This window comes from Pseudarthrobacter sp. NBSH8 (assembly GCF_014217545.1).
Classification (GTDB): Bacteria; Actinomycetota; Actinomycetes; order Actinomycetales; family Micrococcaceae; genus Arthrobacter.
In genome coordinates this window covers 3,034,830-3,059,045 of record NZ_CP043178.1, presented here as the reverse complement: position 1 = coordinate 3,059,045, position 24,216 = coordinate 3,034,830, and the positions used below count along the sequence as shown (strand labels likewise).

Annotated in this window: 16 protein-coding genes; 14 read left to right on the top strand and 2 right to left on the bottom strand. The window is 62.8% G+C overall.

All coding sequences use genetic code 11. The features are described 5' to 3' along the window. Positions 1-22: 22 nt before the first annotated feature. The 5 genes from rplA to rplL all read left to right on the top strand — a co-directional run bounded on the left by rplA (position 23) and on the right by rplL (position 4,445). The gene (rplA, locus tag FYJ92_RS14015) at positions 23-730 is read left to right on the top strand and encodes a 50S ribosomal protein L1 (RefSeq protein ID WP_111906643.1); all 708 of its coding nucleotides are present in this window, start codon (positions 23-25) and stop codon (positions 728-730) included. 115 nt (positions 731-845) lie between these two features. Continuing rightward, positions 846-1,964 (top strand): GNAT family N-acetyltransferase, encoded by a 1,119-nt coding sequence (locus FYJ92_RS14010; protein ID WP_185261235.1) that lies wholly within the window; start codon positions 846-848, stop codon positions 1,962-1,964. Positions 1,965-1,972: 8 nt separating this feature from the next. Next, complete coding sequence (locus tag FYJ92_RS14005) at positions 1,973-3,091, top strand: GNAT family N-acetyltransferase (protein WP_185263816.1); 1,119 nt, start codon at positions 1,973-1,975, stop codon at positions 3,089-3,091. Positions 3,092-3,387: 296 nt separating this feature from the next. After that, the gene (gene rplJ, locus FYJ92_RS14000) at positions 3,388-3,987 is read left to right on the top strand and encodes a 50S ribosomal protein L10 (RefSeq protein ID WP_160673150.1); all 600 of its coding nucleotides are present in this window, start codon (positions 3,388-3,390) and stop codon (positions 3,985-3,987) included. 80 nt (positions 3,988-4,067) lie between these two features. Then, a complete protein-coding gene (rplL, locus tag FYJ92_RS13995; protein WP_056344416.1) occupies positions 4,068-4,445 on the top strand; it encodes a 50S ribosomal protein L7/L12 in 378 nt (125 codons plus the stop codon). Positions 4,446-4,568: 123 nt separating this feature from the next. Here the strand turns inward: rplL and FYJ92_RS13990 are convergent, their stop codons facing one another. After that, the gene (locus FYJ92_RS13990) at positions 4,569-5,066 is read right to left on the bottom strand and encodes an aminoacyl-tRNA deacylase (RefSeq protein WP_185261234.1); all 498 of its coding nucleotides are present in this window, start codon (positions 5,064-5,066) and stop codon (positions 4,569-4,571) included. 16 nt (positions 5,067-5,082) lie between these two features. After that, the gene (locus FYJ92_RS13985; RefSeq protein ID WP_185261233.1) at positions 5,083-6,282 is read right to left on the bottom strand and encodes an acetyl-CoA C-acetyltransferase; all 1,200 of its coding nucleotides are present in this window, start codon (positions 6,280-6,282) and stop codon (positions 5,083-5,085) included. A gap of 239 nt (positions 6,283-6,521) precedes the next feature. On the opposite strand from FYJ92_RS13985, the gene FYJ92_RS13980 reads away from it, so the two are divergent. From FYJ92_RS13980 to FYJ92_RS19135, 9 genes are all read left to right on the top strand, one after another. Beyond that, a complete protein-coding gene (locus tag FYJ92_RS13980; RefSeq protein WP_185261232.1) occupies positions 6,522-6,992 on the top strand; it encodes a hypothetical protein in 471 nt (156 codons plus the stop codon). Positions 6,993-7,287: 295 nt separating this feature from the next. Beyond that, positions 7,288-10,806 carry a DNA-directed RNA polymerase subunit beta gene (rpoB, locus tag FYJ92_RS13975; RefSeq protein WP_185261231.1) on the top strand — a complete coding sequence of 1,173 codons (3,519 nt, stop codon included), beginning with the start codon at positions 7,288-7,290 and terminating at the stop codon, positions 10,804-10,806. A gap of 118 nt (positions 10,807-10,924) precedes the next feature. After that, positions 10,925-14,824 carry a DNA-directed RNA polymerase subunit beta' gene (locus FYJ92_RS13970; RefSeq protein ID WP_185261230.1) on the top strand — a complete coding sequence of 1,300 codons (3,900 nt, stop codon included), beginning with the start codon at positions 10,925-10,927 and terminating at the stop codon, positions 14,822-14,824. 333 nt (positions 14,825-15,157) lie between these two features. Then, positions 15,158-15,532 (top strand): 30S ribosomal protein S12, encoded by a 375-nt coding sequence (gene rpsL / locus FYJ92_RS13965; RefSeq protein ID WP_011692814.1) that lies wholly within the window; start codon positions 15,158-15,160, stop codon positions 15,530-15,532. Position 15,533: 1 nt separating this feature from the next. Beyond that, on the top strand, positions 15,534-16,004 hold the full coding sequence (rpsG, locus tag FYJ92_RS13960) for a 30S ribosomal protein S7 (protein WP_011692813.1): 471 nt from the start codon (positions 15,534-15,536) through the stop codon (positions 16,002-16,004). A gap of 69 nt (positions 16,005-16,073) precedes the next feature. Continuing rightward, the gene (gene fusA / locus FYJ92_RS13955; RefSeq protein ID WP_185261229.1) at positions 16,074-18,188 is read left to right on the top strand and encodes an elongation factor G; all 2,115 of its coding nucleotides are present in this window, start codon (positions 16,074-16,076) and stop codon (positions 18,186-18,188) included. A 244-nt stretch (positions 18,189-18,432) separates the two neighbouring features. Beyond that, a complete protein-coding gene (gene tuf / locus FYJ92_RS13950; RefSeq protein ID WP_111906637.1) occupies positions 18,433-19,623 on the top strand; it encodes an elongation factor Tu in 1,191 nt (396 codons plus the stop codon). Positions 19,624-20,013: 390 nt separating this feature from the next. Next, on the top strand, positions 20,014-24,054 hold the full coding sequence (locus FYJ92_RS13945) for a hypothetical protein (RefSeq protein ID WP_185261228.1): 4,041 nt from the start codon (positions 20,014-20,016) through the stop codon (positions 24,052-24,054). Beyond that, on the top strand, positions 24,054-24,179 hold the full coding sequence (locus FYJ92_RS19135) for a hypothetical protein (RefSeq protein ID WP_255482101.1): 126 nt from the start codon (positions 24,054-24,056) through the stop codon (positions 24,177-24,179). Before FYJ92_RS13945 ends, FYJ92_RS19135 begins: the two co-directional genes overlap by 1 nt. Positions 24,180-24,216: the final 37 nt, after the last annotated feature.

Genomic DNA, 24,216 nt, shown 5'->3' with positions numbered 1-24,216 from the left:
TGCACAAGGAGAAATAAGCAGCATGGCAAAGCGCAGCAAAGCATATGAGGCAGCAGCCGCCAAGATCGACGCGGAGAACTTCTACGCGCCGTTCGAGGCAGTAACGCTCGCCAAGGACACCAACCCGTCCAAGTTCGACGCCACCGTTGAGGTTGCCTTCCGCCTGGGCGTTGACCCTCGCAAGGCTGACCAGATGGTCCGCGGCACCGTTATCCTGCCCCACGGCACCGGTAAGGTCTCCCGCGTCCTGGTCTTCGCAACGGGCGACAAGGCTGAGGCAGCAATCGCTGCCGGCGCCGACTTCGTTGGTTCCGATGACCTGATCGAAAAGATCGCAGCCGGCTGGACCGATTTCGATGCAGCCGTTGCCACCCCTGACCTCATGGGCAAGGTTGGCCGTCTTGGTAAGGTCCTGGGTCCCCGTAACCTGATGCCGAACCCGAAGACCGGCACCGTGACCGCAGACGTCGCCAAGGCTGTCAACGACATCAAGGGTGGCAAGATCGACTTCCGCGTCGACAAGCACTCGAACCTGCACTTCATCATCGGCAAGGTTTCGTTCGACGCCATCAAGCTGGCCGAGAACTACGCAGCTGCACTGGAAGAGGTGCTTCGTTTGAAGCCGTCCGCTTCCAAGGGCCGCTACATCCAGAAGGCCACCGTGGCCACCACGTTCGGTCCCGGCATCGCCGTCGACCCCAACGTCACGAAGGTCCTGACCGAGGTCTAGTCCTCAGCAGTACCTCCGCCGGTCTATTCCGGCACACCGAAGGACCGTCCGGCACTGCGCCGGGCGGTCCTTTGGTTTAACCCCACCAAACCGTGCAGATCGTTAGGCTTGGGGCATGACCGGTCAGCAGTTGATGATCACCGCAGTCGCCATTCCTTCAGCGCTCGACGCCGGGACGGACCACAGTGCCGTCGGCACCGTCGGCGTAATGGACTTCCATGAGTGCCAAGCCTTGCGCGAGCAGCATGAGCTGGATAAATGGGGAGACTTGGACCGCTGCCCCACAGCCATGGAGAGCCTGGAATACTGGCGAGGCAATAAGTACGAAGATCGCCGGCTTTTCATCGCACGGCTGGGCCAGCAGACGGTGGGAACCTGCTCCGTAACCCTGCCCCTGCGTGAAAACACGTCCACCGCAGGGATCCTGGTGGACGTGTCGGCACGCTTCCGGCGGCTGGGATTGGGCCGCCGGCTGTTGGCGCATGCCGAGGCTGTGGCCGCCGACGCTGGGCGCACTTCCCTGGATGCCTACTGCGAGCTGCCCGCCGGGACGGTGGAGAATGCGGTCCGGCTCATCCCCGCCAAATCGGGAGCGGGTGGGCTCCCCGCAGATGATCCTGCCGTCGCCTTTGCGGCCCGTGCTGGTTACGAACTCGAGCAGGTGGAGAGGGCCAGTCGGCTTACGGTGCCAGTCCCGGCGAACCAACTCGATGGACTGGAGTTGGAGGCGTCTTCACGGGCCACCGGCTACACCCTGGTGGGCTGGTCTGATCGCTGTCCTGACGAACTCGTGGCTGAATACGCAGTCCTCAAGAACCGGATGAGCACGGATGTCCCTATTGCCGGCCTGGACTGGGAAGCTGAGGACTGGGACCCAGCCAGGGTCCGGCAGGAGGAGCAGTCGAGCAGCCGCGGCGGCGTGCAGAGCCAGGTCGCGGCGGCGCTGCACAGGCCTACCGGCAAGCTGGTGGCCTACACGGTCCTAAACTGGCGGCCGGGCATTCCTGCGAGCATTGCCCAGCAGGACACGCTGGTCTCGTCCGAGCACCGCGGCAAGAGGCTGGGATTGCTGATTAAGACGGCGAACCTGCGGGCGGCCCAGCATCGGTGGCCCGCGGCGCGTTCGGTGCTGACATGGAACGCTGTGGAAAACCGGCATATGCTGGCGATAAATAATGTGCTTGGATTCAAACCTGCTGGTTATGAGGGCGAATGGCAGAAACGGCTGGGATGACGCACCTGATGGCAGAAGACGTACGGATCGAGCAGCTGTGGATCCCGGATACCTTGGACGCGCCTGACGCAACGGATTTTCTGGCTGCCGTCGAGGTGGGCCGCAAAGTCCGGATGCAGACCTGGGGCAGTGATGACCTCGCTTACACGCCGCTGGAGAAGCTCCTGGAGCTGGCCGATCCCTATGAGCGCCAGATCATCCTGGTGGCCAAGGCCGGGGACCAGATCATCGGTACGGTGGACATTGCCCTGCCGCTGACTGACAACCTGGACATGGCGGAGTTCACGCTGGACATCCTGCCGGAATTCCAGCGCCAGGGGGTGGGCCGCAAGCTGCTCCTCGCGGCCGAACACCTGGCGCGCAGCGAGGGCCGCACCTTGATCCTTGTTGACACCAACCATCCCGGCGCGTCCCTGCACGAGTTCGAGGCTGCCCAGCTGGTGCCGGGTTCAGGCCAGGGCTTTGTGCCGCTGGAGAGCCGGGAAGTCGAATTCGCGCGCCGGACGGGCTACACGCTGCAGCACATCGAACAGTTCAGCGCCTGTGCACTGCCTCTGGACACCAAACTCGTGGCCGATCTCCAGGCCGAGGCCGATGAAGCCAACAACGCGCGGTACCGGCTCCATCACTGGACTGACCGCTGCCCGGATGAGTGGCTGGAAGCCGTGGCCGTGCTCGAGAACCAGGCGGGCGCCGACGTCGATCCTTCCCTGGAGACCCCCGTAGAGCAGGACATGGTGTTCGACGGCGGCATCCTCCGCGGGGCGGAAGAGGTCACCATCGCGCAGGGGAGGCGGACGGTGGTCACCGCCGTTGAGCATCTGGCCACCGGGGCACTGGTGGGTCTGACCACTATCAGCGTACTGGCCCACCGGCCCGATGTGGTGTTCCAGGACGACACCCTGGTCCTGCAGGAGCACCGCGGGAACAAGCTGGGGCTGCTGATTAAGGTGGCCAACATGGAGCGGCTCACCGAGCAGTTCCCCGACGCCCGGGTGATCTACACCTGGAACGCGCCGGAGAACAGGTACCTGTTGACGGTCAACCAGCAGCTGGGCTTCACCACGGCCGGCGTGACCGGCATCTGGCAAAAACAGCTCCCATACCTGGGCACCAGTAAGAGCTGAGGCCGATTTGGTGGTCCGGCGGCCCGTCCCGTAAGCTTGAACTACCAAAGACCGTCGGTTGTTGGAAATCCATTCTCCTGAACGCAGCTCAACTCTGCAGTTGTGTGCGGGAGGCCAAATGTATTTCTGGACGAAGGACCCTGAACATAGGGCGGCCGGCGCAGGTGAACGAAGCAACGCTCCACAGTGAAAGCCGTGTCGAGCCAAGCCCCGTGCATCTGCGCGGGGCGTTTTTTAGTTTTAGCTCATCTGAGCGGGGACCGTCGCATACCGGCACTATCCCCGGAAGGAGGGTTATGGCAACGCCTACAAAGGTTTCAGCAGTAGCTGAGATCACTAACGATTTCAAGGAATCGAACGCCGCTGTCCTGACCGAATACCGTGGGCTCACCGTTGCACAGCTCAAGCAGCTGCGTGTTTCTCTCGGCCAGGACACCAAGTTCTCGGTCGTCAAGAACACCCTGACCGCAATTGCAGCCAAGGAAGCTGGTGTCGAAGCATTCAACGACCAGCTCTCCGGCCCCACTGCAATCGCGTTCATCAAGGGTGACGCAGTTGCCGCTGCCAAGAGCCTGACGGATTTTGCCAAGGCCAACAAGCAGCTGGTCATCAAGACCGGTTACTTCGAGGGCAAGGCACTGAACGCGAGCGAAGTCGCTGCCCTGGCAGCACTCGAGTCCCGCGAGCTGCAGCTCGCAAAGGTTGCAGGCATCCTCAAGGCTCCTGCCGCCGCCGCTGCACGCACCATTGACGCACTGCGCCTCAAGCTCGAAGAAGCGAACGGTTCACCGGCAGCAGCCGAGGCTCCCGCCGCGGAAGAAGCTCCGGCCGCAGACGAAGCCCCCGAAGCAGCTGCTGAGGCTCCCGCCGAAGCACCCGCTGCCGAAGAGAACTAGTTCTTCTTCACCCACCAGACTCCGGTGTGAAGGCAATGGCCCAGGCCGCCAAGCACCACCTATAGGAAGGACGCCACACCATGGCGAAGCTCACCAACGAAGAGCTCATTGAAGCTTTCAAGGAACTGACCATCATCGAGCTCTCCGAGTTCGTCAAGCTCTTCGAAGAGACCTTCGAAGTTACTGCAGCTGCAGTTGCTGTTGCTGGCCCCGCCGGTGGCGGCGCAGCTGAAGAAGCTGAAGAGCAGACTGAATTCGACGTTATCCTCGAATCAGCTGGCGAAAAGAAGATCGCAGTGATCAAGGAAGTTCGCGCAATCACTTCCCTGGGTCTGAAGGAAGCTAAGGACGTTGTTGACAGCGCTCCGAAGGCTGTTCTCGAAGGCGTCACGAAGGAAGCTGCCGAGAAGGCAGTGGAGCAGCTCCAGGCTGCCGGCGCAACCGTTACCCTCAAGTAACTCACGCCCCTTCACGGAAACCCCGTCCACTTCGGTGGGCGGGGTTTCCTGCATTTAACCCAACGCGGAGTCACTTACGGCCCATGAAGTGCCCACTGATGGGCCGTAAGTGACCCCGCGTTGCTAGTTGGGTTCGGAGATATCGGCGACGACGGCGCCCAGTGCCGCGGTGAGGGCGTCGGCGTCCACAAACGCGCTGTAGCCGTGTTCACCGGCACCCATGGAGATGCGGCGGCCGGCAATGGTGACGTCCGCGTACACCGGCCAGGCGGTGGTGCTACCGAGCGGAGTGATGGTGCCCCGTTCGTAGCCGGTAGCACCAAGGGCCACGTCCGCGGGCGGCAATGAGAGTTTGTTGACGCCCACCAGGGTCCGCAGTTTTGGCCAGGAGATTTGCCGGTCACCCGGAATCAGCGCGAACAGGAACGTTCCGTCCTTGTGTTTGACCACCAGGGACTTCACGATCTCCGCAGGCGTGATGCCCAGGATCCCGGCAGCCTCCTCGAGGCTCCGCGCGGCGAGGCGCTCCACAATCTGCACGGGCAGGCCGCGCGCGGCGGCGTCAGCAAGGAAGCGCTGACGTCCGACGGCGGCACTTCCGTTGCCGGCCTGCCCCACCATCAGTCCCTGCTGGCCATCAGTCGCGGTACAGCAGCAGGGCTTCACCCTGACCGCCGCCGCCGCACAGGGAGACCGCGGCCTTGCCGCTGCCACGCCGTTTGAGTTCGTGGGCCGCGTGCAGCGCCAACCGCGCACCGGACGCCCCGATCGGGTGGCCGAGCGCAATGGCGCCGCCGTGGATGTTGCACTTTTCCAGCGGGTAGTCCAGGTCCTTCAGCGACTGCACTGCGACCGAACCGAATGCTTCGTTAATTTCGATGAAGTCCAGGTCGGCGGTGCTCCATTCTGCCCGCTGCAGTGCGTTCTTGATGGCGTGGGATGGCTGCGAATGCAGGGAGTTGTCCGGACCGGCAACCTGGCCGGGCTTTCCCACCACAGCTAGGTATTCCAGGCCGTTCTCCTCCGCGAACCGGCGCGATGCCAGCACAAGGGCGGAGGCGCCGTCGGACAGGGGAGAGGAGTTGCCGGCCGTGATGGTTCCGTCGCTGACGAAGGCTGCCCGCAGCCCGGACAAGGACTCGATGGATGTGTTCGGGCGAACGCCTTCGTCGGTGTCCACAACTACGGGATCTCCTCTGCGCTGTTTGACGCTGATGGGTGCGATCTCGTCGTCGAAGACGCCGTTCTTCGCCGCCAGCGCCGCGCGCTGGTGCGATTGGGCGGCAACGTTGTCCTGCGAGGTCCGGTCAATGCCCAGCGTCAGGTTCTTGGTTTCGGTGGACAGCCCCATCGACTGGCCATCGAACGCATCCGTGAGTCCGTCGTGCGCCGCTACATCCAGCGCCTGGATGGCGCCGTAGGTCCAGCCCTGGCGCGAACCCGGCAGGAGGTGGGGCGCGCGGGACATGGATTCCTGGCCACCGGCCACCACCACGGTGGCGTCGCCGCTGCGGATCATCCGGGCGGCGTCGATCACGGCGGTCAGCCCGGACAGGCACACCTTGTTGATGGTGAGAGTGGGAACATTCCAGCCGATCCCTGCGCCAATGGCGCTCTGGCGGGCGGGGTTCTGCCCGGCACCGGCCTGCAGGACCTGGCCCATGATGACGGCATCCACCTGGCCGGCCTGCACGCCGCTCGCGGCAATCGCGGCCCTGATCGCGTGCGCTCCGAGTTCGACGGCGGTGAAGCTCGCCAGTTGCCCGTTGAGCCGGCCCTGCGGCGTGCGCGCACCAGCCAGGATAACAACGTCAGTATTGTCGTTGGAGTTGCCCATTGTGATCTCTTCCGCTCTGAATCGATGTACTTCCAAGGCTACCGTGAGTCATGTCACCCACTAATCCAAACGCCGAACGGGCACCGCTGATTCCAGTCGTGCCGGCCGCGGCCCGTAGGGGAGAACTACCCATCCGACGGATGTGCGCGTGATCGCGGCGGTGCGTAGGGTGGACGGCGAAGACGAATGCATCAGAGCAACAAAAAAATCAGGGCAAAGCAACAACAGGGAGCAGCATCTTGAAGAAAATCGTCGCCGCGGCAGCCATAGCCAGCCTCGCCGGGCTCACCGCCTGCAGCGTTGCCACTCCTGCGCCTGCCAGCTCTTCATCAACAGCAACCCCCACTGCGTCCACTTCCGCGCCCTCCACCGCGTCGCCGTCGCGCTCTTCCAGTCCGTCGGCCGGCCCCCAGGCCGGGGGCGCTAAGGGAGCCTGCGAGACGTTCAACTCGCTCTACGCCGAGTACAGGACCATCCGGGACGATTCCAATGCCTACGAGGACATCTACTTTGCCGCGCAGGACGCCAAGGAAACAGTGTCCGGGAACCTGGTGGGACTGTTTACCTCGCTCAGCGTCCTGGCCCTTGACCACTCATCGGCAGTTAAAAAGGGAGCCGCGCCCGAGCAGGAATCAAAGGACGCCGTGCGTGACGCCGTGTTCGCCAACGCCGGCGAATGCACAGCAGCAGGCGTTACGCTGCACCTCTGACGCCTCTTCCGGTGCAAAAAATAGGTGCTTGCAATAAGTCCGGTTGTGGGGTAGACACGTAATTGGTTTTGCCGTATCGTAGATATTTGCGTCTTCCCTGTTTACCTTCAGCCTTCATATAGCGGTGGGCTTTGCCTGGCAGCTGACCATCAACGTGCCGTCAACAACGTCATTGTATGGAAAGCCCCGGCCCGGGTCATATAGCGGAACCGGATGGTAGCACTGCGGAGTCATTCCGCAGGGTGCACAGCGGGGGAGATCTGAAAACGCCTGAAGGTCTGTGGAAGGATCCCTCTTGGTCGCCTCGAGCACCTCTAATGTAAATAACACTGCCACCGCTATCGAATCAAACAGCACTGATGGTGCCACGCGCCGGCTGTCATTCGCAAAGATTCACGAACCGCTGGACGTTCCGAATCTCCTTGCCCTGCAGACGGACAGCTTCGACTGGCTGGTCGGAAACGAACGCTGGCAGGCGCGCGTAGCGAAGGCCGTCGAAGAAAACGATCTCAGCGTCGCCACCTCGTCCGGGCTGTCGGACATCTTTGAAGAGATCTCCCCGATCGAGGACTTCCAGGGCACCATGTCCCTGAGCTTCTCCGATCCGGAGTTCGCTGACCCGAAGTACACCATGGCCGAGTGCAAGGACCGGGACGCAACGTACTCGGCACCGCTGTACGTCAAGGCCGAGTTCATGAACAACAACACGGGCGAAATCAAGCAGCAGACCGTGTTCATGGGCGACTTCCCCCTCATGACGGAGAAGGGCACGTTCGTCGTCAACGGCACCGAGCGTGTGGTCGTCTCCCAGCTGGTCCGTTCACCGGGCGCCTACTTTGAGCGCACCGCCGACAAGACCAGTGATAAGGACATCTTCACTGCCAAGATCATCCCGTCCCGCGGTGCATGGTTTGAACTCGAGATCGACAAGCGCGACCAGGTCGGCGTTCGCCTCGACCGTAAGCGCAAGCAGTCCGTCACTGTTCTGCTGAAGGCCCTGGGCTGGACCGAAGGCCAGATCCTCGAAGAGTTCGGCCAGTACGACTCCATGCGCGCAACGCTGGAGAAGGACGCCACCGAGACCCGCGAAGACGCGTTGCTGGACATCTACCGGAAGCTGCGACCGGGCGAGCCGCCCACAGTCGAGGCTGCCCAGTCCCTCCTGGACAACCTGTACTTCAACTCCAAGCGCTACGATCTGGCCAAGGTTGGCCGTTACAAGATCAACCGCAAGCTTGGCATCGACCGCTCCCTTGGCGACAAGGAAGCTTCGGTCCTGCACGTTGAAGACATCGTGGCCATGATCAAGTTCCTGGTTGCCCTGCACGCCGGCGAGAAGACCCTCACGGGCAAGCGTGACGGCCAGGACCACGAGCTGCGCGTCGATATCGATGATATCGATCACTTCGGCAACCGTCGTATCCGCGCCGTCGGCGAGCTCATCGAGAACCAGGTCCGCACCGGCCTGTCCCGTATGGAGCGCGTTGTCCGCGAGCGGATGACCACCCAGGACGTCGAGGCAATCACGCCGCAGACATTGATCAACATCCGCCCTGTTGTTGCAGCCATCAAGGAGTTCTTCGGAACGTCCCAGCTGTCGCAGTTCATGGACCAGAACAACCCGCTGTCGGGTCTGACCCACAAGCGCCGTCTGTCCGCGCTTGGCCCGGGTGGTCTGTCCCGTGACCGCGCAGGCATGGAAGTTCGAGACGTTCACCCGTCCCACTACGGACGTATGTGCCCCATCGAAACCCCTGAAGGCCCGAACATTGGTCTGATCGGTTCGCTGGCATCCTACGGCCGCATCAACCCGTTCGGCTTCATCGAGACTCCTTACCGTCTCGTCGCTGAAGGCGTTGTCTCCGATGAGGTCCAGTACCTCACGGCCGACGACGAGGCAGAGGTCCTGATCGCTCAGGCCAACGCTCCGCTGGATGAGAACAAGAAGTTCGCCGAAGAGACCGTCCTGGTCCGCGCCCGTGGTGGTGGAGGCGAGCCTGTGCTGGTTCCCGCCGGCGAGGTCGAGTTCATGGACGTTTCCCCGCGCCAGATGGTGTCCGTGGCTACGGCACTGATCCCGTTCCTCGAGCATGACGATGCTAACCGCGCACTCATGGGTGCCAACATGCAGCGCCAGGCCGTGCCGCTGGTCCGTTCCGAAGCCCCGTTCGTGGGCACCGGCATGGAGCGCGCCGCCGCCGTCGACGCCGGTGATGTCACCATCGCGAAGAAGGCCGGTGTGGTTACCGAGGTTTCCGCTGAGCTCGTCATCATGCTCAACGACGACGGTACGGAAACCAACTACCGCATCAACAAGTTCGCACGCTCCAACCAGGGCAACTGCTACAACAACCGTGTCCTGGTTAACGAAGGCCAGCGCCTCGAGGTCGGCGGCATCATCGCCGACGGTCCGGCAACGGACCAGGGCGAACTCGCCCTCGGTAAGAACCTGCTCGTGGCATTCATGTCATGGGAAGGCCACAACTTCGAGGACGCCATTATCCTCTCGCAGCGCATTGTTGCCGAGGACGTTCTTTCCTCCATCCACATCGAGGAGCACGAGATCGATGCCCGCGACACCAAGCTTGGTGCCGAGGAAATCACCCGTGACATCCCCAACGTGTCCGAGGAAGTCCTGGCAGGGTTGGACGAGCGCGGCATCATCCACATCGGTGCCGAAGTTGAAGCCGGCGACATCCTGGTCGGAAAGGTCACCCCGAAGGGTGAAACCGAGCTGACCCCGGAAGAGCGCCTGCTGCGTGCCATCTTCGGTGAGAAGTCCCGCGAAGTGCGCGACACCTCCCTGAAGGTTCCGCACGGCGAGTCCGGCACCGTGATCGGCGTCCGCGTCTTCGACCGCGACAACGACGACGAACTGCCCCCGGGCGTGAACCAGCTGGTGCGCGTCTACGTGGCCGCCAAGCGCAAGATCACCGACGGCGACAAGCTCGCCGGCCGTCACGGCAACAAGGGTGTTATCTCCAAGATCCTCCCGATCGAGGACATGCCCTTCCTTGCAGACGGTACCCCCGTGGATATCGTCCTGAACCCGCTGGGTGTTCCGGGCCGTATGAACGTCGGCCAGGTGCTGGAAACGCACCTCGGCTGGGTTGCCAAGACCGGTTGGAAGATCGAGGGTGAGCCCGAGTGGATGAAGCAGCTGCCGAACCTGCCGCGCGAGAGTGGCTCAACCACTGTTGCGACGCCTGTGTTCGATGGCGCCCGTGAAGAGGAAATCACGGGTCTGCTGGACTCCACCAACGTCACCCGCGACGGCGACCGCCTGATCAACTCCTCAGGCAAGACCCGCCTCTTCGACGGCCGCTCCGGCGAGCCGTTCCCGGATCCGATCTCGGTCGGCTACATGTACATCCTGAAGCTCCACCACCTGGTGGACGACAAGATCCACGCCCGTTCCACTGGCCCGTACTCCATGATCACGCAGCAGCCGCTGGGTGGTAAGGCACAGTTCGGTGGCCAGCGCTTCGGTGAGATGGAAGTGTGGGCGCTGGAAGCTTATGGCGCCGCGTACACACTCCAGGAACTCCTCACCATCAAGTCGGATGATATCCACGGTCGTGTCAAGGTCTACGAAGCAATCGTCAAGGGCGAGAACATCCCCGAGCCGGGCGTTCCTGAGTCCTTCAAGGTCTTGATCAAGGAAATGCAGTCGCTGTGCCTGAACGTGGAAGTACTCTCCACGGACGGAACCACAATTGAAATGCGTGACTCTGATGACGCAGTCTTCACGGCTGCGGAAGAACTGGGCATCGATCTGTCTCGTGCAGAGCCCAGTTCCGTAGAAGAGGTTTAGCAGGGGACTTACCGGGAAAAGCAAGCGGCCCCGCCGTGCTGACTTTCCCGGTAAGTCACCTCCCTCTTCCCGTAACCAAGACTTCAGAATTTAGAGAACAAGAGAGAACAGGGACCATATGTCCAGCGAATCCTCCTTCGGCCTCATGCAGATCGGCCTTGCCACCGCGGATGACATCCGTGGCTGGTCTTACGGCGAGGTTAAGAAGCCGGAAACCATCAACTACCGCACGCTCAAGCCCGAGAAGGACGGCCTCTTCTGCGAGAAGATCTTCGGCCCTTCCCGTGACTGGGAATGCTACTGCGGTAAGTACAAGCGCGTGCGCTTCAAGGGCATCATTTGCGAGCGGTGTGGCGTTGAAGTCACCCGTGCAAAGGTCCGCCGTGAGCGCATGGGCCACATCGAGCTGGCCGCCCCGGTCACGCACATCTGGTATTTCAAGGGTGTTCCGTCCCGTCTGGGCTACCTCCTTGACCTGGCACCGAAGGACCTCGAAAAGGTCATCTACTTCGCTGCCTACATGATCACCAGCGTCGACGCCGACAGCCGCCACGAAGAACTGCCCAACCTGCAGGTTGAGCACGACATCGAGAAGAAGCAGCTGATCGACAACCGCGACTCCGACATCGCCACGATCGCCCGTGACCTCGAAAACGAGATCGCGCGCCTCGAAGGTGAAGGTGCCAAGGCTGCCGACAAGAAGAAGGCCCGCGACTCCGCGGACCGTCAGATGGCTAACGTGCGTAAGCGTGCCGACGCCGAGATCGAACGTCTCGAGCAGGTCTGGGACCGTTTCAAGAACCTCAAGGTCGCAGACCTCGAAGGCGACGAAGGCCTCTACCGCGAGCTGCGCGACCGCTACGGCATGTACTTCGAAGGCTCCATGGGTGCCGAAGCTATCAAGAAGCGTCTTGAGAACTTCGACATGCAGGCCGAGTCTGACCTGCTGCGCGACATCATTGCCAACGGCAAGGGCCAGCGCAAGACCCGCGCCCTGAAGCGACTGAAGGTGGTCAACGCGTTCCTGACCACCAACAACAGCCCGCTGGGCATGGTGCTGGACGCCGTTCCGGTGATCCCGCCGGAACTGCGCCCGATGGTCCAGCTGGACGGTGGCCGCTTCGCGACCTCCGACCTCAACGACCTCTACCGTCGTGTGATCAACCGCAACAACCGCCTCAAGCGCCTGCTTGATCTCGGTGCCCCGGAGATCATCGTCAACAACGAGAAGCGTATGCTTCAGGAAGCTGTTGACAGCCTCTTCGACAACGGCCGTCGCGGCCGTCCGGTCACGGGTCCTGGCAACCGTCCGCTGAAGTCCCTGAGCGACATGCTCAAGGGCAAGCAGGGTCGTTTCCGCCAGAACCTCCTCGGCAAGCGCGTTGACTACTCCGGCCGTTCGGTCATCGTCGTCGGCCCGCAGCTGAAGCTGCACCAGTGTGGTCTGCCCAAGCAGATGGCACTGGAGCTCTTCAAGCCGTTCGTGATGAAGCGACTGGTTGACCTCAACCACGCACAGAACATCAAGTCGGCCAAGCGCATGGTCGAGCGTTACCGTCCGCAGGTCTGGGACGTGCTGGAAGAGATCATCACCGAACACCCGGTGCTGCTCAACCGTGCACCCACCCTGCACCGCCTTGGCATCCAGGCGTTCGAACCGCAGCTTGTTGAAGGCAAGGCAATCCAGCTCCACCCGCTGGTTTGTGGCGCCTTCAACGCTGACTTCGACGGCGACCAGATGGCAGTCCACCTGCCGCTGAGCCCCGAGGCCCAGGCTGAGGCACGCATCCTGATGCTGTCCTCGAACAACATCCTAAAGCCGTCCGACGGCCGCCCGGTCACCCTGCCTTCGCAGGATATGATCATCGGTCTCTACCACCTGACCACCAAGCGTGTCGGCTCAGCTGGCGAAGGCCGCGTCTTCTCCTCGGTTTCCGAAGCCATCATGGCCTACGACCTCCGCGAGCTGCACTTGAACTCGCAGGTCAGGATCCGTCTCGAAGGCTTCGTTCCGTACGCGGGCTGGGAAGCTCCGGAAGGCTGGGAAGCCGGCCAGCCGGTGATCGTCCAGACCTCCCTTGGACAGGTCATCTTCAACCAGACGTTGCCGGCGGATTACCCGTGGGTTGAGAACGTTGCGGACAAGGGCGAACTGTCCACGATCGTCAACGATCTCGCCGAGCGCTACCCGAAGGTGGTCACGGCGGCAACGCTGGACAACCTGAAGGACGCCGGTTTCTACTGGGCCACCCGGTCAGGCGTTACCGTCGCCATCTCGGACATCGAGGTACCCAAGGACAAGCCGCGGATCCTCGCCGGCTACGAAACCATGGCTGCCAAGATCCAGGGCCAGTACGACAAGGGCCTGATTGACGACGACGAGCGTCGCCAGGAACTGATCGAGATCTGGAACAAGGCAACCAACGAGATCGCCCAGGTAATGCGTGACAACCTGTCGCCGATGAACACCATCAACCGCATGGTGTCCTCCGGTGCACGTGGTAACTGGATGCAGGTCCGTCAGATCGCGGGTATCCGTGGCCTGGTGGCCAACCCCAAGGGTGAAATCATCCCGCGTCCCATCAAGTCCTCGTACCGCGAGGGCCTGTCGGTGCTGGAATACTTCATCGCCACGCACGGTGCCCGTAAGGGTCTGGCTGACACTGCGCTGCGTACCGCCAACTCGGGTTACCTGACCCGTCGTCTGGTGGACGTGTCGCAGGACGTCATCGTCCGCGAAGAGGACTGCGGCACCGAACGCGGCCTGGTCACGGCAATCGCCGTGCCGGACGCCAACGGCGAGCTGGTCCTGGACGAGAACGTCGAGAACAGCGCCTACGCCCGCACGCTCGCTGTTGATGTTGTGGACTCCAAGGGCAATGTCCTTGCAGCCGGCGGCACCGACTGCGGCGACGTCGTGATCGCTGAACTGTTCGCAGCCGGCATCACCGAGGTCAAGGTCCGCTCCGTACTCACCTGTGAGTCCAGCGTCGGCACCTGCGCCCTGTGCTACGGCCGTTCACTGGCCACGGGCAAGACCGTGGACATCGGCGAGGCTGTCGGCATCATCGCCGCACAGTCCATCGGTGAGCCCGGTACCCAGCTGACCATGCGTACGTTCCACACCGGTGGTGCTGTGTCCGCCAGCGGTGGAGACGACATCACCCAGGGTCTGCCCCGTATCCAGGAGCTCTTCGAAGCCCGTACTCCGAAGGGTGTCGCGCCGATTGCTGAAGCAGCCGGCCGAATCGCCATCGAAGAGTCCGAGCGTCAGATGCGCCTGGTCATCACCCCGGATGACGGCTCTGAAGAGATCGCTTACCCGGTGCTGCGCCGTTCACGCCTCCTCATCGAGGATGGCGAGCACGTCACAGTAGGCCAGAAGCTCATCAACGGTCCGGTGGATCCGAAGCAGGTTCTGCGCATCATGGGTCCCCGTGCCGCGCAGAAGTTCCTGGTGGACGAGGTCCAGGGCGTGTACCGCAGCCAGGGCATCGGTATCCACGACAAGCACGTCGAGGTTATCGTCCGCCAGATGCTGCGCCGCGTCACGGTCATCGAGTCCGGCGAATCGGATCTGCTCCCCGGCGAGCTCGCCGAGCGCAGCCGCTTCGAGGACGCCAACCGCCGCGTTGTGTCCGAGGGCAAGACTCCGGCTTCCGGACGTCCTGAACTCATGGGCATCACCAAGGCGTCCCTGGCCACCGAGTCCTGGCTGTCGGCAGCTTCCTTCCAGGAGACCACCCGCGTCCTGACGCAGGCGGCCATGGAAGGCAAGAGCGACCCGCTGCTCGGCCTCAAGGAGAACGTCATCATCGGTAAGCTGATCCCGGCAGGCACGGGTCTCCCGCGCTACACCGAGGTCACCGTGGAGCCCACTGAAGAAGCCAAGGCCAACCTGTTCACCGGCCCCAGCGCGTTCAGTGACTTCTCGTACGACTCCCTGGGCGGCGACGGAGCTCCCGAGTTCCACGCCATCCCGCTGGATGACTACGATCTCGGCAACGATTTCCGCTAGTCGATTGCGTTGAAAGGCCCCGCTTCCACTCCGTGGAGGCGGGGCCTTTCCTCTATACCCGTTTAAAGGCCCGGGTCCAGCCGTGCTAAACTTTGTGTAATTGTTCTGTGTGGCAGTGGATGAAGGCCGCCGCAGCATCATTTTGGTTTTGTTCTCATGATGCTGGGTGGAGCTTGTTTCCGGGTTGCGGGTAAGGTGCGCAACGAATGCCACGCTTTTGCACGCCTGCGCAAGCTTCCAGAGCCGCAGCTGCAAGGAACAACGCCAAAACCATTGTGCTCAGGCTGGCGCCTGAGCGTGAAGGTAGAGATCCAACCAACGGAGAACACGAGAGTGCCTACGATTAACCAGCTGGTCCGCAAGGGCCGCACGCCTAAGGTCAAAAAGACCAAGGCTCCCGCGCTTAACGGCAGCCCGATGCGCCGCGGTGTTTGCACCCGCGTTTACACCACCACCCCCAAGAAGCCGAACTCGGCTCTTCGTAAGGTTGCACGCGTGCGCCTCAACGGTGGCGTTGAAGTTACCGCTTACATCCCCGGTGTAGGCCACAACCTGCAGGAGCACTCCATTGTGCTCGTTCGCGGCGGTCGCGTGAAGGACCTCCCCGGTGTCCGTTACAAGATCGTCCGTGGCGCCCTCGATACCCAGGGTGTGAAGAACCGTAAGCAGGCCCGCAGCCGCTACGGCGCAAAGATGGAGAAGAAGTAATATGCCTCGCAAGGGTCCGGCCCCCAAGCGGCCGCTCGTACTAGATCCCGTTTACGGCTCCCCGCTGGTCACCCAGCTGATCAACAAGGTGCTGGTTGACGGTAAGAAGTCCACCGCAGAGCGCATTGTTTACGGTGCCCTCGAAGGCGCCCGCGCCAAGTCCGGCGGCGACCCCGTAGCAGCCCTCAAGAAGGCCATGGAGAACGTCAAGCCTTCCCTCGAGGTCCGCTCACGCCGCGTTGGTGGCGCTACCTACCAGGTTCCGGTTGAGGTCAAGCCGGGCCGCTCCACCGCCCTCGCCTTGCGTTGGCTGGTTGGCTACTCCAAGGCCCGCCGTGAAAAGACCATGACCGAGCGTCTCCAGAACGAAATCCTGGATGCCTCCAACGGTCTCGGTGCCGCTGTGAAGCGTCGCGAAGACACCCACAAGATGGCCGAGTCCAACAAGGCCTTCGCACACTACCGCTGGTAATACTTCCCGGACGCCGCCGGCTCGACTGAGCCGGCGGCGAACGCGTAGTCCATCCGAAAGGGAGACACCGTGGCACAGGACGTGCTTACAGACCTTAGTAAGGTCCGCAACATCGGCATCATGGCTCACATCGATGCCGGCAAGACCACCACCACCGAGCGCATTCTGTTCTACACAGGTGTGAACCACAAGATCGGCGAAACGCACGACGGCGCTTCGACGACTGACTGGATGGAACAGGAAAAGGAACGCGGCATCACCATCACGTCTGCCGCCGTGACCTGCTTCTGGGACAACAACCAGATCAACATCATTGACACCCCCGGCCACGTTGACTTCACCGTCGAGGTTGAGCGCTCACTGCGCGTCCTCGACGGCGCCGTTGCCGTGTTCGATGGTAAAGAAGGTGTCGAGCCTCAGTCTGAGACCGTTTGGCGCCAGGCTGACAAGTACAACGTTCCGCGCATCTGCTTCGTCAACAAGATGGACAAGCTCGGTGCTGACTTCTACTACACGGTAGATACCATCATCAGCCGCCTCGGTGCCAAGCCGCTTGTTATGCAGCTGCCGATCGGTGCCGAGAACGACTTCGTCGGCGTTGTCGACATCCTGGAAATGCGCGCGCTGGTCTGGCCGGGCGACTCCAAGGGTGACGTCACCATGGGTGCCAAATACGAGGTCCAGGAGATCCCTGCGGATCTGCTGGAGAAGGCCAAGGAATACCGGGCAGCCCTCGTTGAGACGGTGGCTGACGCTACCGAAGAGCTCATGGAGAAGTACCTTGAGGGTGAAGAACTCACCGTCGAGGAGCTCAAGGCCGGCATCCGCAAGATGACGATCAACTCTGAGCTCTACCCGGTTTTCTGTGGCTCCGCGTTCAAGAACCGCGGCGTTCAGCCGATGCTTGACGCCGTGGTTGACTACCTGCCGAACCCGCTCGACGTCCCGCCGATGATCGGCCACGATCCTCGGGACGAAGAGAAGGAACTCACGCGCGCACCTTCCTCCGAGGAGCCGTTCTCTGCTCTGGCGTTCAAGATTGCCGCGCACCCGTTCTTCGGCCAGCTCACCTTCATCCGCGTGTACTCCGGTCACGTCGAAGCAGGTGCTCAGGTGGTCAACTCCACCAAGGGCAAGAAGGAGCGCATCGGCAAGCTGTTCCAGATGCACGCCAACAAGGAAATGCCTGTTGAGGGCGCTACCGCCGGCCACATCTACGCAGCGATCGGGCTGAAGGACACCACCACGGGCGACACCCTGTGTGACTCCGCCAACCAGATCGTCCTCGAGTCCATGAGCTTCCCGGAGCCCGTGATCTCGGTTGCCATCGAACCGAACACCAAGGGTGACCAGGAGAAACTCTCACTGGCTATCCAGAAGCTCTCCGCTGAGGACCCGACCTTCCAGGTCTCCCTCAACGAAGACACCGGTCAGACCATCATCGCCGGCATGGGCGAGCTCCACCTGGATATCCTGGTGGACCGCATGCGCCGCGAATTCAAGGTCGAGGCCAACGTCGGCAAGCCGCAGGTCGCATACCGCGAAACCATCAAGAATGTTGTTGCGCGTCACGACTACACGCACAAGAAGCAGACCGGTGGTTCGGGTCAGTTCGCGAAGATCCAGATTGCCATTGGGCCGCTGGACACTTCCGAGGGCGAGCTCTACGAGTTCGAGAACAAGGTCACCGGTGGCCGTATTCCGCGCGAATACATCCCGTCGGTTGACGCCGGTATCCAGGATGCACTGAACGACGGCGTCCTGGCCGGTTACCCGGTTGTTGGCATCAAGGCGACGCTGATTGACGGCGCTTACCACGATGTTGACTCTTCGGAAATGGCGTTCAAGATCGCCGGCCGTATGGCTTTCAAGGAAGCCGCACGCAAGGCGAACCCCATCCTGCTCGAACCGCTGATGGATGTAGAGGTCCGCACCCCTGAGGAATACATGGGTGAAGTAATCGGTGACCTCAACTCCCGCCGTGGCCAGATGCAGTCCATGGAAGATGCACAGGGTGTCAAGGTAATCCGTGCGCACGTCCCGCTGTCCGGCATGTTCGGCTACATCGGTGACCTGCGTTCGAAGACCCAGGGCCGCGCTGTGTACTCCATGACGTTCCACAGCTACGCGGAGGTTCCGAAGGCATTTGCCGACGAGATCATCCAGAAGAACCGCGGCGAGTAGTCTTCCGACTTTCGCAGCAAAAACTCGGGTGTGTTTCCGGTTCACGGAAGCTCACCTGGTGCAGGTGGCCGGGTCCGGTCAAGCCGGGCCCGGCCATCTGCACGAACAGGCTCGAGGGACTAGTATTAGTTCCTGAATCTGCAATTTCACCAATCCAAAGCCCCCCAAGTAGACTTGCCTGAGTTTCTGCCGCGATAAGCGCGGTTGAAGGGTAAGTCATTTGAAAACGTTCTAGGAGGAACCTGTGGCAAAGGCAAAGTTCGAGCGGACTAAGCCGCACGTCAACATCGGCACCATTGGTCACGTTGACCACGGTAAGACGACGCTGACTGCCGCCATTTCCAAGGTGCTGTACGACAAGTACCCGACTCTCAACGAGCAGCGCGACTTCGCGTCGATTGACTCTGCTCCGGAAGAGCGCCAGCGTGGCATCACGATCAACATTTCCCACGTTGAGTACCAGACCGAGAAGCGCCACTACGCACACGTAGACGCTCCGGGTCACGCTGACTACATCAAGAACATGATCACCGGTGCTGCACAGATGGACGGTGCAATCCTCGTGGTTGCCGCCACCGACGGCCCGATGGCTCAGACCCGCGAGCACGTTCTGCTTGCCCGCCAGGTTGGCGTTCCCTACCTGCTGGTTGCGCTGAACAAGTCGGACATGGTTGATGACGAAGAACTGCTGGATCTCGTTGAAATGGAAGTTCGTGAGCTGCTTTCGGCTCAGGGCTTCGATGGCGATGAAGCTCCGGTTGTTCGCGTTTCCGGTCTCAAGGCTCTCGAGGGCGACCCCATCTGGGTCAAGTCCGTTGAGGACCTCATGGCAGCTGTCGACGAGTCCGTTCCGGACCCCGTACGCGACCGTGACAAGCCGTTCCTGATGCCGATCGAAGATGTCTTCACGATCACTGGCCGTGGCACCGTTGTGACGGGCCGCGCCGAGCGTGGAACCCTTGCTATCAACTCTGAGGTCGAGATCGTCGGCATCCGCCCGGTCCAGAAGACCACGGTTACCGGTATCGAGATGTTCCACAAGCAGCTCGACGAAGCATGGGCCGGCGAGAACTGTGGCCTCCTGCTCCGCGGTCTGAAGCGCGATGACGTAGAGCGTGGCCAGGTTGTCGTCAAGCCGGGTTCCATTACCCCGCACACCGACTTCGAGGCCAACGTCTACATCCTCTCCAAGGATGAAGGCGGACGCCACAACCCGTTCTACTCGAACTACCGCCCGCAGTTCTACTTCCGCACCACGGACGTAACCGGCGTTATCACCCTGCCGGAAGGCACGGAAATGGTTATGCCTGGCGACAACACTGAGATGACCGTTGCGCTCATCCAGCCCATCGCCATGGAAGAGGGCCTCGGCTTCGCTATCCGCGAAGGCGGCCGCACCGTTGGTTCAGGACGCGTTACCAAGATCGTCAAGTAATTACTTGTTGATTACTGAGCGGATGGCCGTCTGACGGCCTGACGCAAAGTTTGGAACAGCCCCGCTGCTAGTGCAGCGGGGCTGTTCTTTGTTAGGGTTAATCCAATCAATGGATTAACAGTGCAGGCAGGCCTGCCCTTTGAATGGGGGATCGCCGTGAGGGACGAAGCTTATGAAGCGGGCTACCGCGCCGGTCATCTTCAGGGGTGGCTCGACGCCGTGGCCAAGCTTCAGTCGTCAGGCCAGCCAGGTCCGGGCGCCACGCCAGCGCCAAGTTCCACCGGCGCAGACTCGCCGCCGGAGTGGTTGCGGGCATCCCCACCCGAGCGAACGATCCCTTTGGCGCCGCCATTTTCGGCGCCCTATTCGCGTCCGTCGAACAGCGCACCGGTGTCGCAGCAGAATCCGACGCAGCCCCCGACAGCCGCCTTCCAGACCTACCCGGAGTCACCGGCGGAGCGCCAGGCCCGGCGTGAAAAGCGGGACCGGCAGAACATCAACATCACGCTGTACGTGGCCAGCCTGCTGCTGGTGGCTGCAGCAGCACTCTTCATCGGTACCGGCCTTCCGCCCATGTTGCGCTTTGCCGGAGCGTGCGCAGTCACTGCGCTGTTCTATGGAGCGGGATTTGTGCTGCACGCCCGGGCCCCTCGGTTGAAGCCAGCCGCCGTGGCATTCACCGGCACCGGGCTCGCCCTCGTTCCTGTGACCGGCCTTGCCCTCTACAACTTTGCGCTGCATCAGGGCCCGGCCGCCTGGTTGATCACGTCGCTGATTGGGACTGCTGCCTATGTTGCGGCGGCCGTCCGGCTCGAGAGCAGGGTCCTGGTGTACCTCTCCCTCACGTTTGTGGCCTCCACTGCGTTCTCCGGCGTTTCAATCCTGGGTGGCGCGCTTGTCTGGTACTTCGCTGTGCTCATAGCCGTGGCGGTGCTGCTCACGGGCGTTGCCCTCGCCCGGCCGTGCTGGCTGCCGCCGGTGTATGTGAGGCCGTTGATGGTCCTGCACCCGTTGGTGGTTCCCGCCGTTGCCGTCGTCGCCACCGGCGTACCCTTGCTCCTGGACAAGGCAGAGTACGCCCTGGTCATGGGGATATGCGGTATCTACTTCGCCCTGATGGCCGCTATCCCGGGGCGGTTCCGGCTGATCAACTTCTACGCGGCGCGAGCCGCCCTGACCCTGGCTGCCGCCGTCGAAATCTGGCATTTGACCGGCCGGGGGAGCGATGCACTCCTCGTTGCCGTCGTACTGTTCGGCGCGCAGGCAGGGGGACTGGCGCTTCTGTCGGAAAAGCTGACACTGTGGTTCCCCGAGCCACGGCAGGCTGAGTCATCCGCCGCCAGTAACAGCCCCACTGCCACCGGAGCGCGCTGGCAGTTTGATGCCCTGGCTACGTTCGCCCTCCAACTTACTGCCGTGACGACGTTCAGCATTCAGAGGATGGCTGCCGGCTTCTTCGGTTCAATTGAGGGCTATGGTTCAGTCGAAGCCGGCGCAACCGTGCCGCTGTGGGGGCCGGTGGCGTTGTCGCTGGCCACGGGCATCGTCCTGGCCGCCAGATGGGCAGGCCGGGCCGAATGGGCGCCAGTAGCCGCACTGGTCTTGGCCGGCATCGTTTCTCCCTCGATGGGTGCGTGGCCGCTGGCTGGAATGCTGCTGGCAGCTGCAGGCTTCTGGGCGATCCGTAGTGTCTTCGTGGCAGGCGATTTCCGCGGCCGGTTGGTTCTGGGGTCCCGGTTGGCCCTCACCTGTGCGGTCCCCGTAACCGTCGCGGCGGTGATGGATGACCACTCCGGGCGGGCCGAGGCGGCCGTGTTCGCGCTGTTGCTGGCACTCGTGTGCCAGCAACTCCTGACGGCGGTCGTGGAACGCGCGGGCGTACGGACGTTGGCGCCGGAGGCAACCTTGGGCGGCTTCGGTGCCGGCGGCGCACTGGTTCTGGTCGGGCTGCCGTTCATTGAGGCCTCGCCGGACCACGGCTTGACGGCCGTCGGCGTGATCGTCCAGCTGACTGCCGCTTTTATCATCGGAGCCCTGATGGTTCCACGGCCTGCTTTGGAACCGGAATGGTTTGCAACGGTGTGGGAGGCCTTGCCGTTGGGTATGTCTGTGGTGGCCGCGGCGGTCGCGTTCCAGGCGGTTTCACAAGGCGCCGGCAACGTGGCGCTGCTGCTGGTGATGGCGTATCTGGTCGTCACGGCGACGAGTCAGCGCCTGCGCCAACACCGCTGGGCGTACTGGTGGTTCGCCCGGGCGGCAGTCACCGTCCTTGCGCTGACAGCCTTTCACCAGCGACAGCAGGACGGAGGCCCGGTGGTCATCGCGGCCGAAGTGGTCCGCCCGGCAATGGTCCTGGTGGCCGTACTGGCACTTCAGCTGTGTCTTCCGCTGGTGGCCGCTATCCGCCGTCGTGCTCCCCGCGGGATCCTTGCGGACGCCGGCGCCCTGATCCTTCTCCAGCTGGCAGGCAGCGCCAGCCTTGCGCAGGCAGGTTCCGCCGACTGGCAGGGGACCTCCGCTTCAGGAGTCGCGGCCCTCGGCGCCGCCGCTTCGGGGTACTTCCTCCGTCGGGGGGCGGGTGCCGTCGGGCTGGCGCCGTTTGCCTTTGTATCGCTGCTGGTCCTCAGCGACGGCGACCTGCTTCGGGTGGAACTCATTGTGGGTACATTCGCGGTCTACGCCATGCTGATGGTGGTGGCCGAGCAGCAGCGCGCCAGGAAGGGATGGTACTTTGTGGCGGCCCGCGGGCTGACCGCGGGCCTCGCGCTGGTCCTCAGCTACGACATCACCGCCTCGCCCACCGTGGTTTCGGTGACGTTTGCGCTGGTGCTCGCGGCCCAGCACGCCGTCCGCTGGTTGATGCGCTCACGGCTGGCGGACATCCCCTTCCAGCAGGCCGCAGTCTGGATCACCCTGGCGGGGCAGGCGTTGCTGCCGCTCGCGTACATGACGAGGCCTGGTGGTGTCGGGCTGCTGCGGCAGGATGACGACGGCGGCCGCTGGGTGGTGTTGCTGGAACTGCTGGTGTTGCTGGTCTCGGCAGTGGTGGCCAGGAGACTTTTCGGTGCCAGGGGAGCCTCCTACTTCGCTGTGTATGCGGCCCTCTTCGGAGTACTCGCCCTCGGCCCGCTGTTCACGTTCGGGGGGACGTTCCTGGTGTTCCCGGTCCTGAGCCACACAGGAACTGCGGTGGCCCTGCTGGGTGTTGCGCTGCTCGCAGCCGCAACCGGCATCTTGCGACGACGGCAGTACGGTCGACAACAGAACGGTCGCTTACAGAACGGGCACGAACAGAACGGACACCTAGAGAACGCTCGCCGGCAGAAGGCTGGCGCCGCGGATGTCGAGCACTGGCTCTGGCTGGTTTCCGCCGGTTCGTTTGCCGGTGCCGGACTGTTGATCTCGCCCTTGGCGGCGGACTGGGTGACGGGAGCGGCCGTACTGGTCCTGTCAGCCGTGTGTTTTACCGCGTCCCACATCGAGGAGCTGCCGGTCCTGTATCCGCCGGCAGCCCTGGCCGCGCTCGGCGGGTCCGTCGCCTTGGCGGCGGAGGCATATCAGGACATCCCGGGCGCCTGGGGCGGATTCCTGCCGTGGCTGACCGGCGCGGGTGTGGCTTCGGCCGCACTCTACGCGGTGCGGCTCGTGCGCAGCGGCCCGTTGCAGGCTGAGCCGGTGCGCCGTTGGTCGCTGGCCGGCACGGCCTTCCTGGGCCTCGTCCTGACGGTCTTCGTCGGAATCCGGCTCGATGCAACGTCCTGGACGGCCGCGGCCGTACTGGCCGCCGCCGTCGGAATCTTCTACCGGGAGGCACCCGCAAGGGCGCGACGGATCGCCCTGGAACTGGGCTCGTTGCTTCTGACCGCCGCCGTCCAGCGTGCTGCCATCTTCGAACTGGACGCGACGGGTGGAAGCGCAGGCCGGCAATTGACCGAGTCTCCCAGTCCATTCTGGGTTGTTCAGTGGTACGTGGTCCTGGCCGCTGTCCTCGGCGGGTTGCGGTACTTCTCCGGCAACCAATCTGCCGGCCGGTTTATGGTGGGCGCGGCGTCTATGTTGCTCTCCCTGAGCGGCCTGGGCATAGTGTCCGGCGGCAACGGTGGGCAGCAGCTGTGGGTTCTGGTTCTTCTCGCCCTTCTGCTCGCGGCAGGACTTGGCCTGGGGGAACGGATGTTTGTCTGGTGGGGCGCGGCCGGGGTAGCGGCCTGCATTCTGTGGGCCATGCGGCAGTACACATTCCTGCTGCTGGCGTTCATCGCCGTCGGGCTGATCGTCTTTGCCGTCTGGCGGTTGAACCACGGAACGGCCGGTCAAACGCCGGACGAAGGCCCGGAGATGACTCCTGGTCCTGAGCTGAACCAGCCGGCCCGCGAGGACAGATACCGTCACGCCGGCCCTGATACTGTTGCTGACAGCGAGAGGAGTACATAATGGGATGGCTGATATTTCTGATCATCGCGGCAGCCGTGGTCGCCGGAGTTTTCTGGGCCAAAAAGCATTTCCGCACCGAGATTGACCGCGCCAAACGCATCAACCGGGCAAACAAGGACAAGTAGCAGGGCCGGCCGGCGTCAGCCGGGGCGTTCGTCCGGG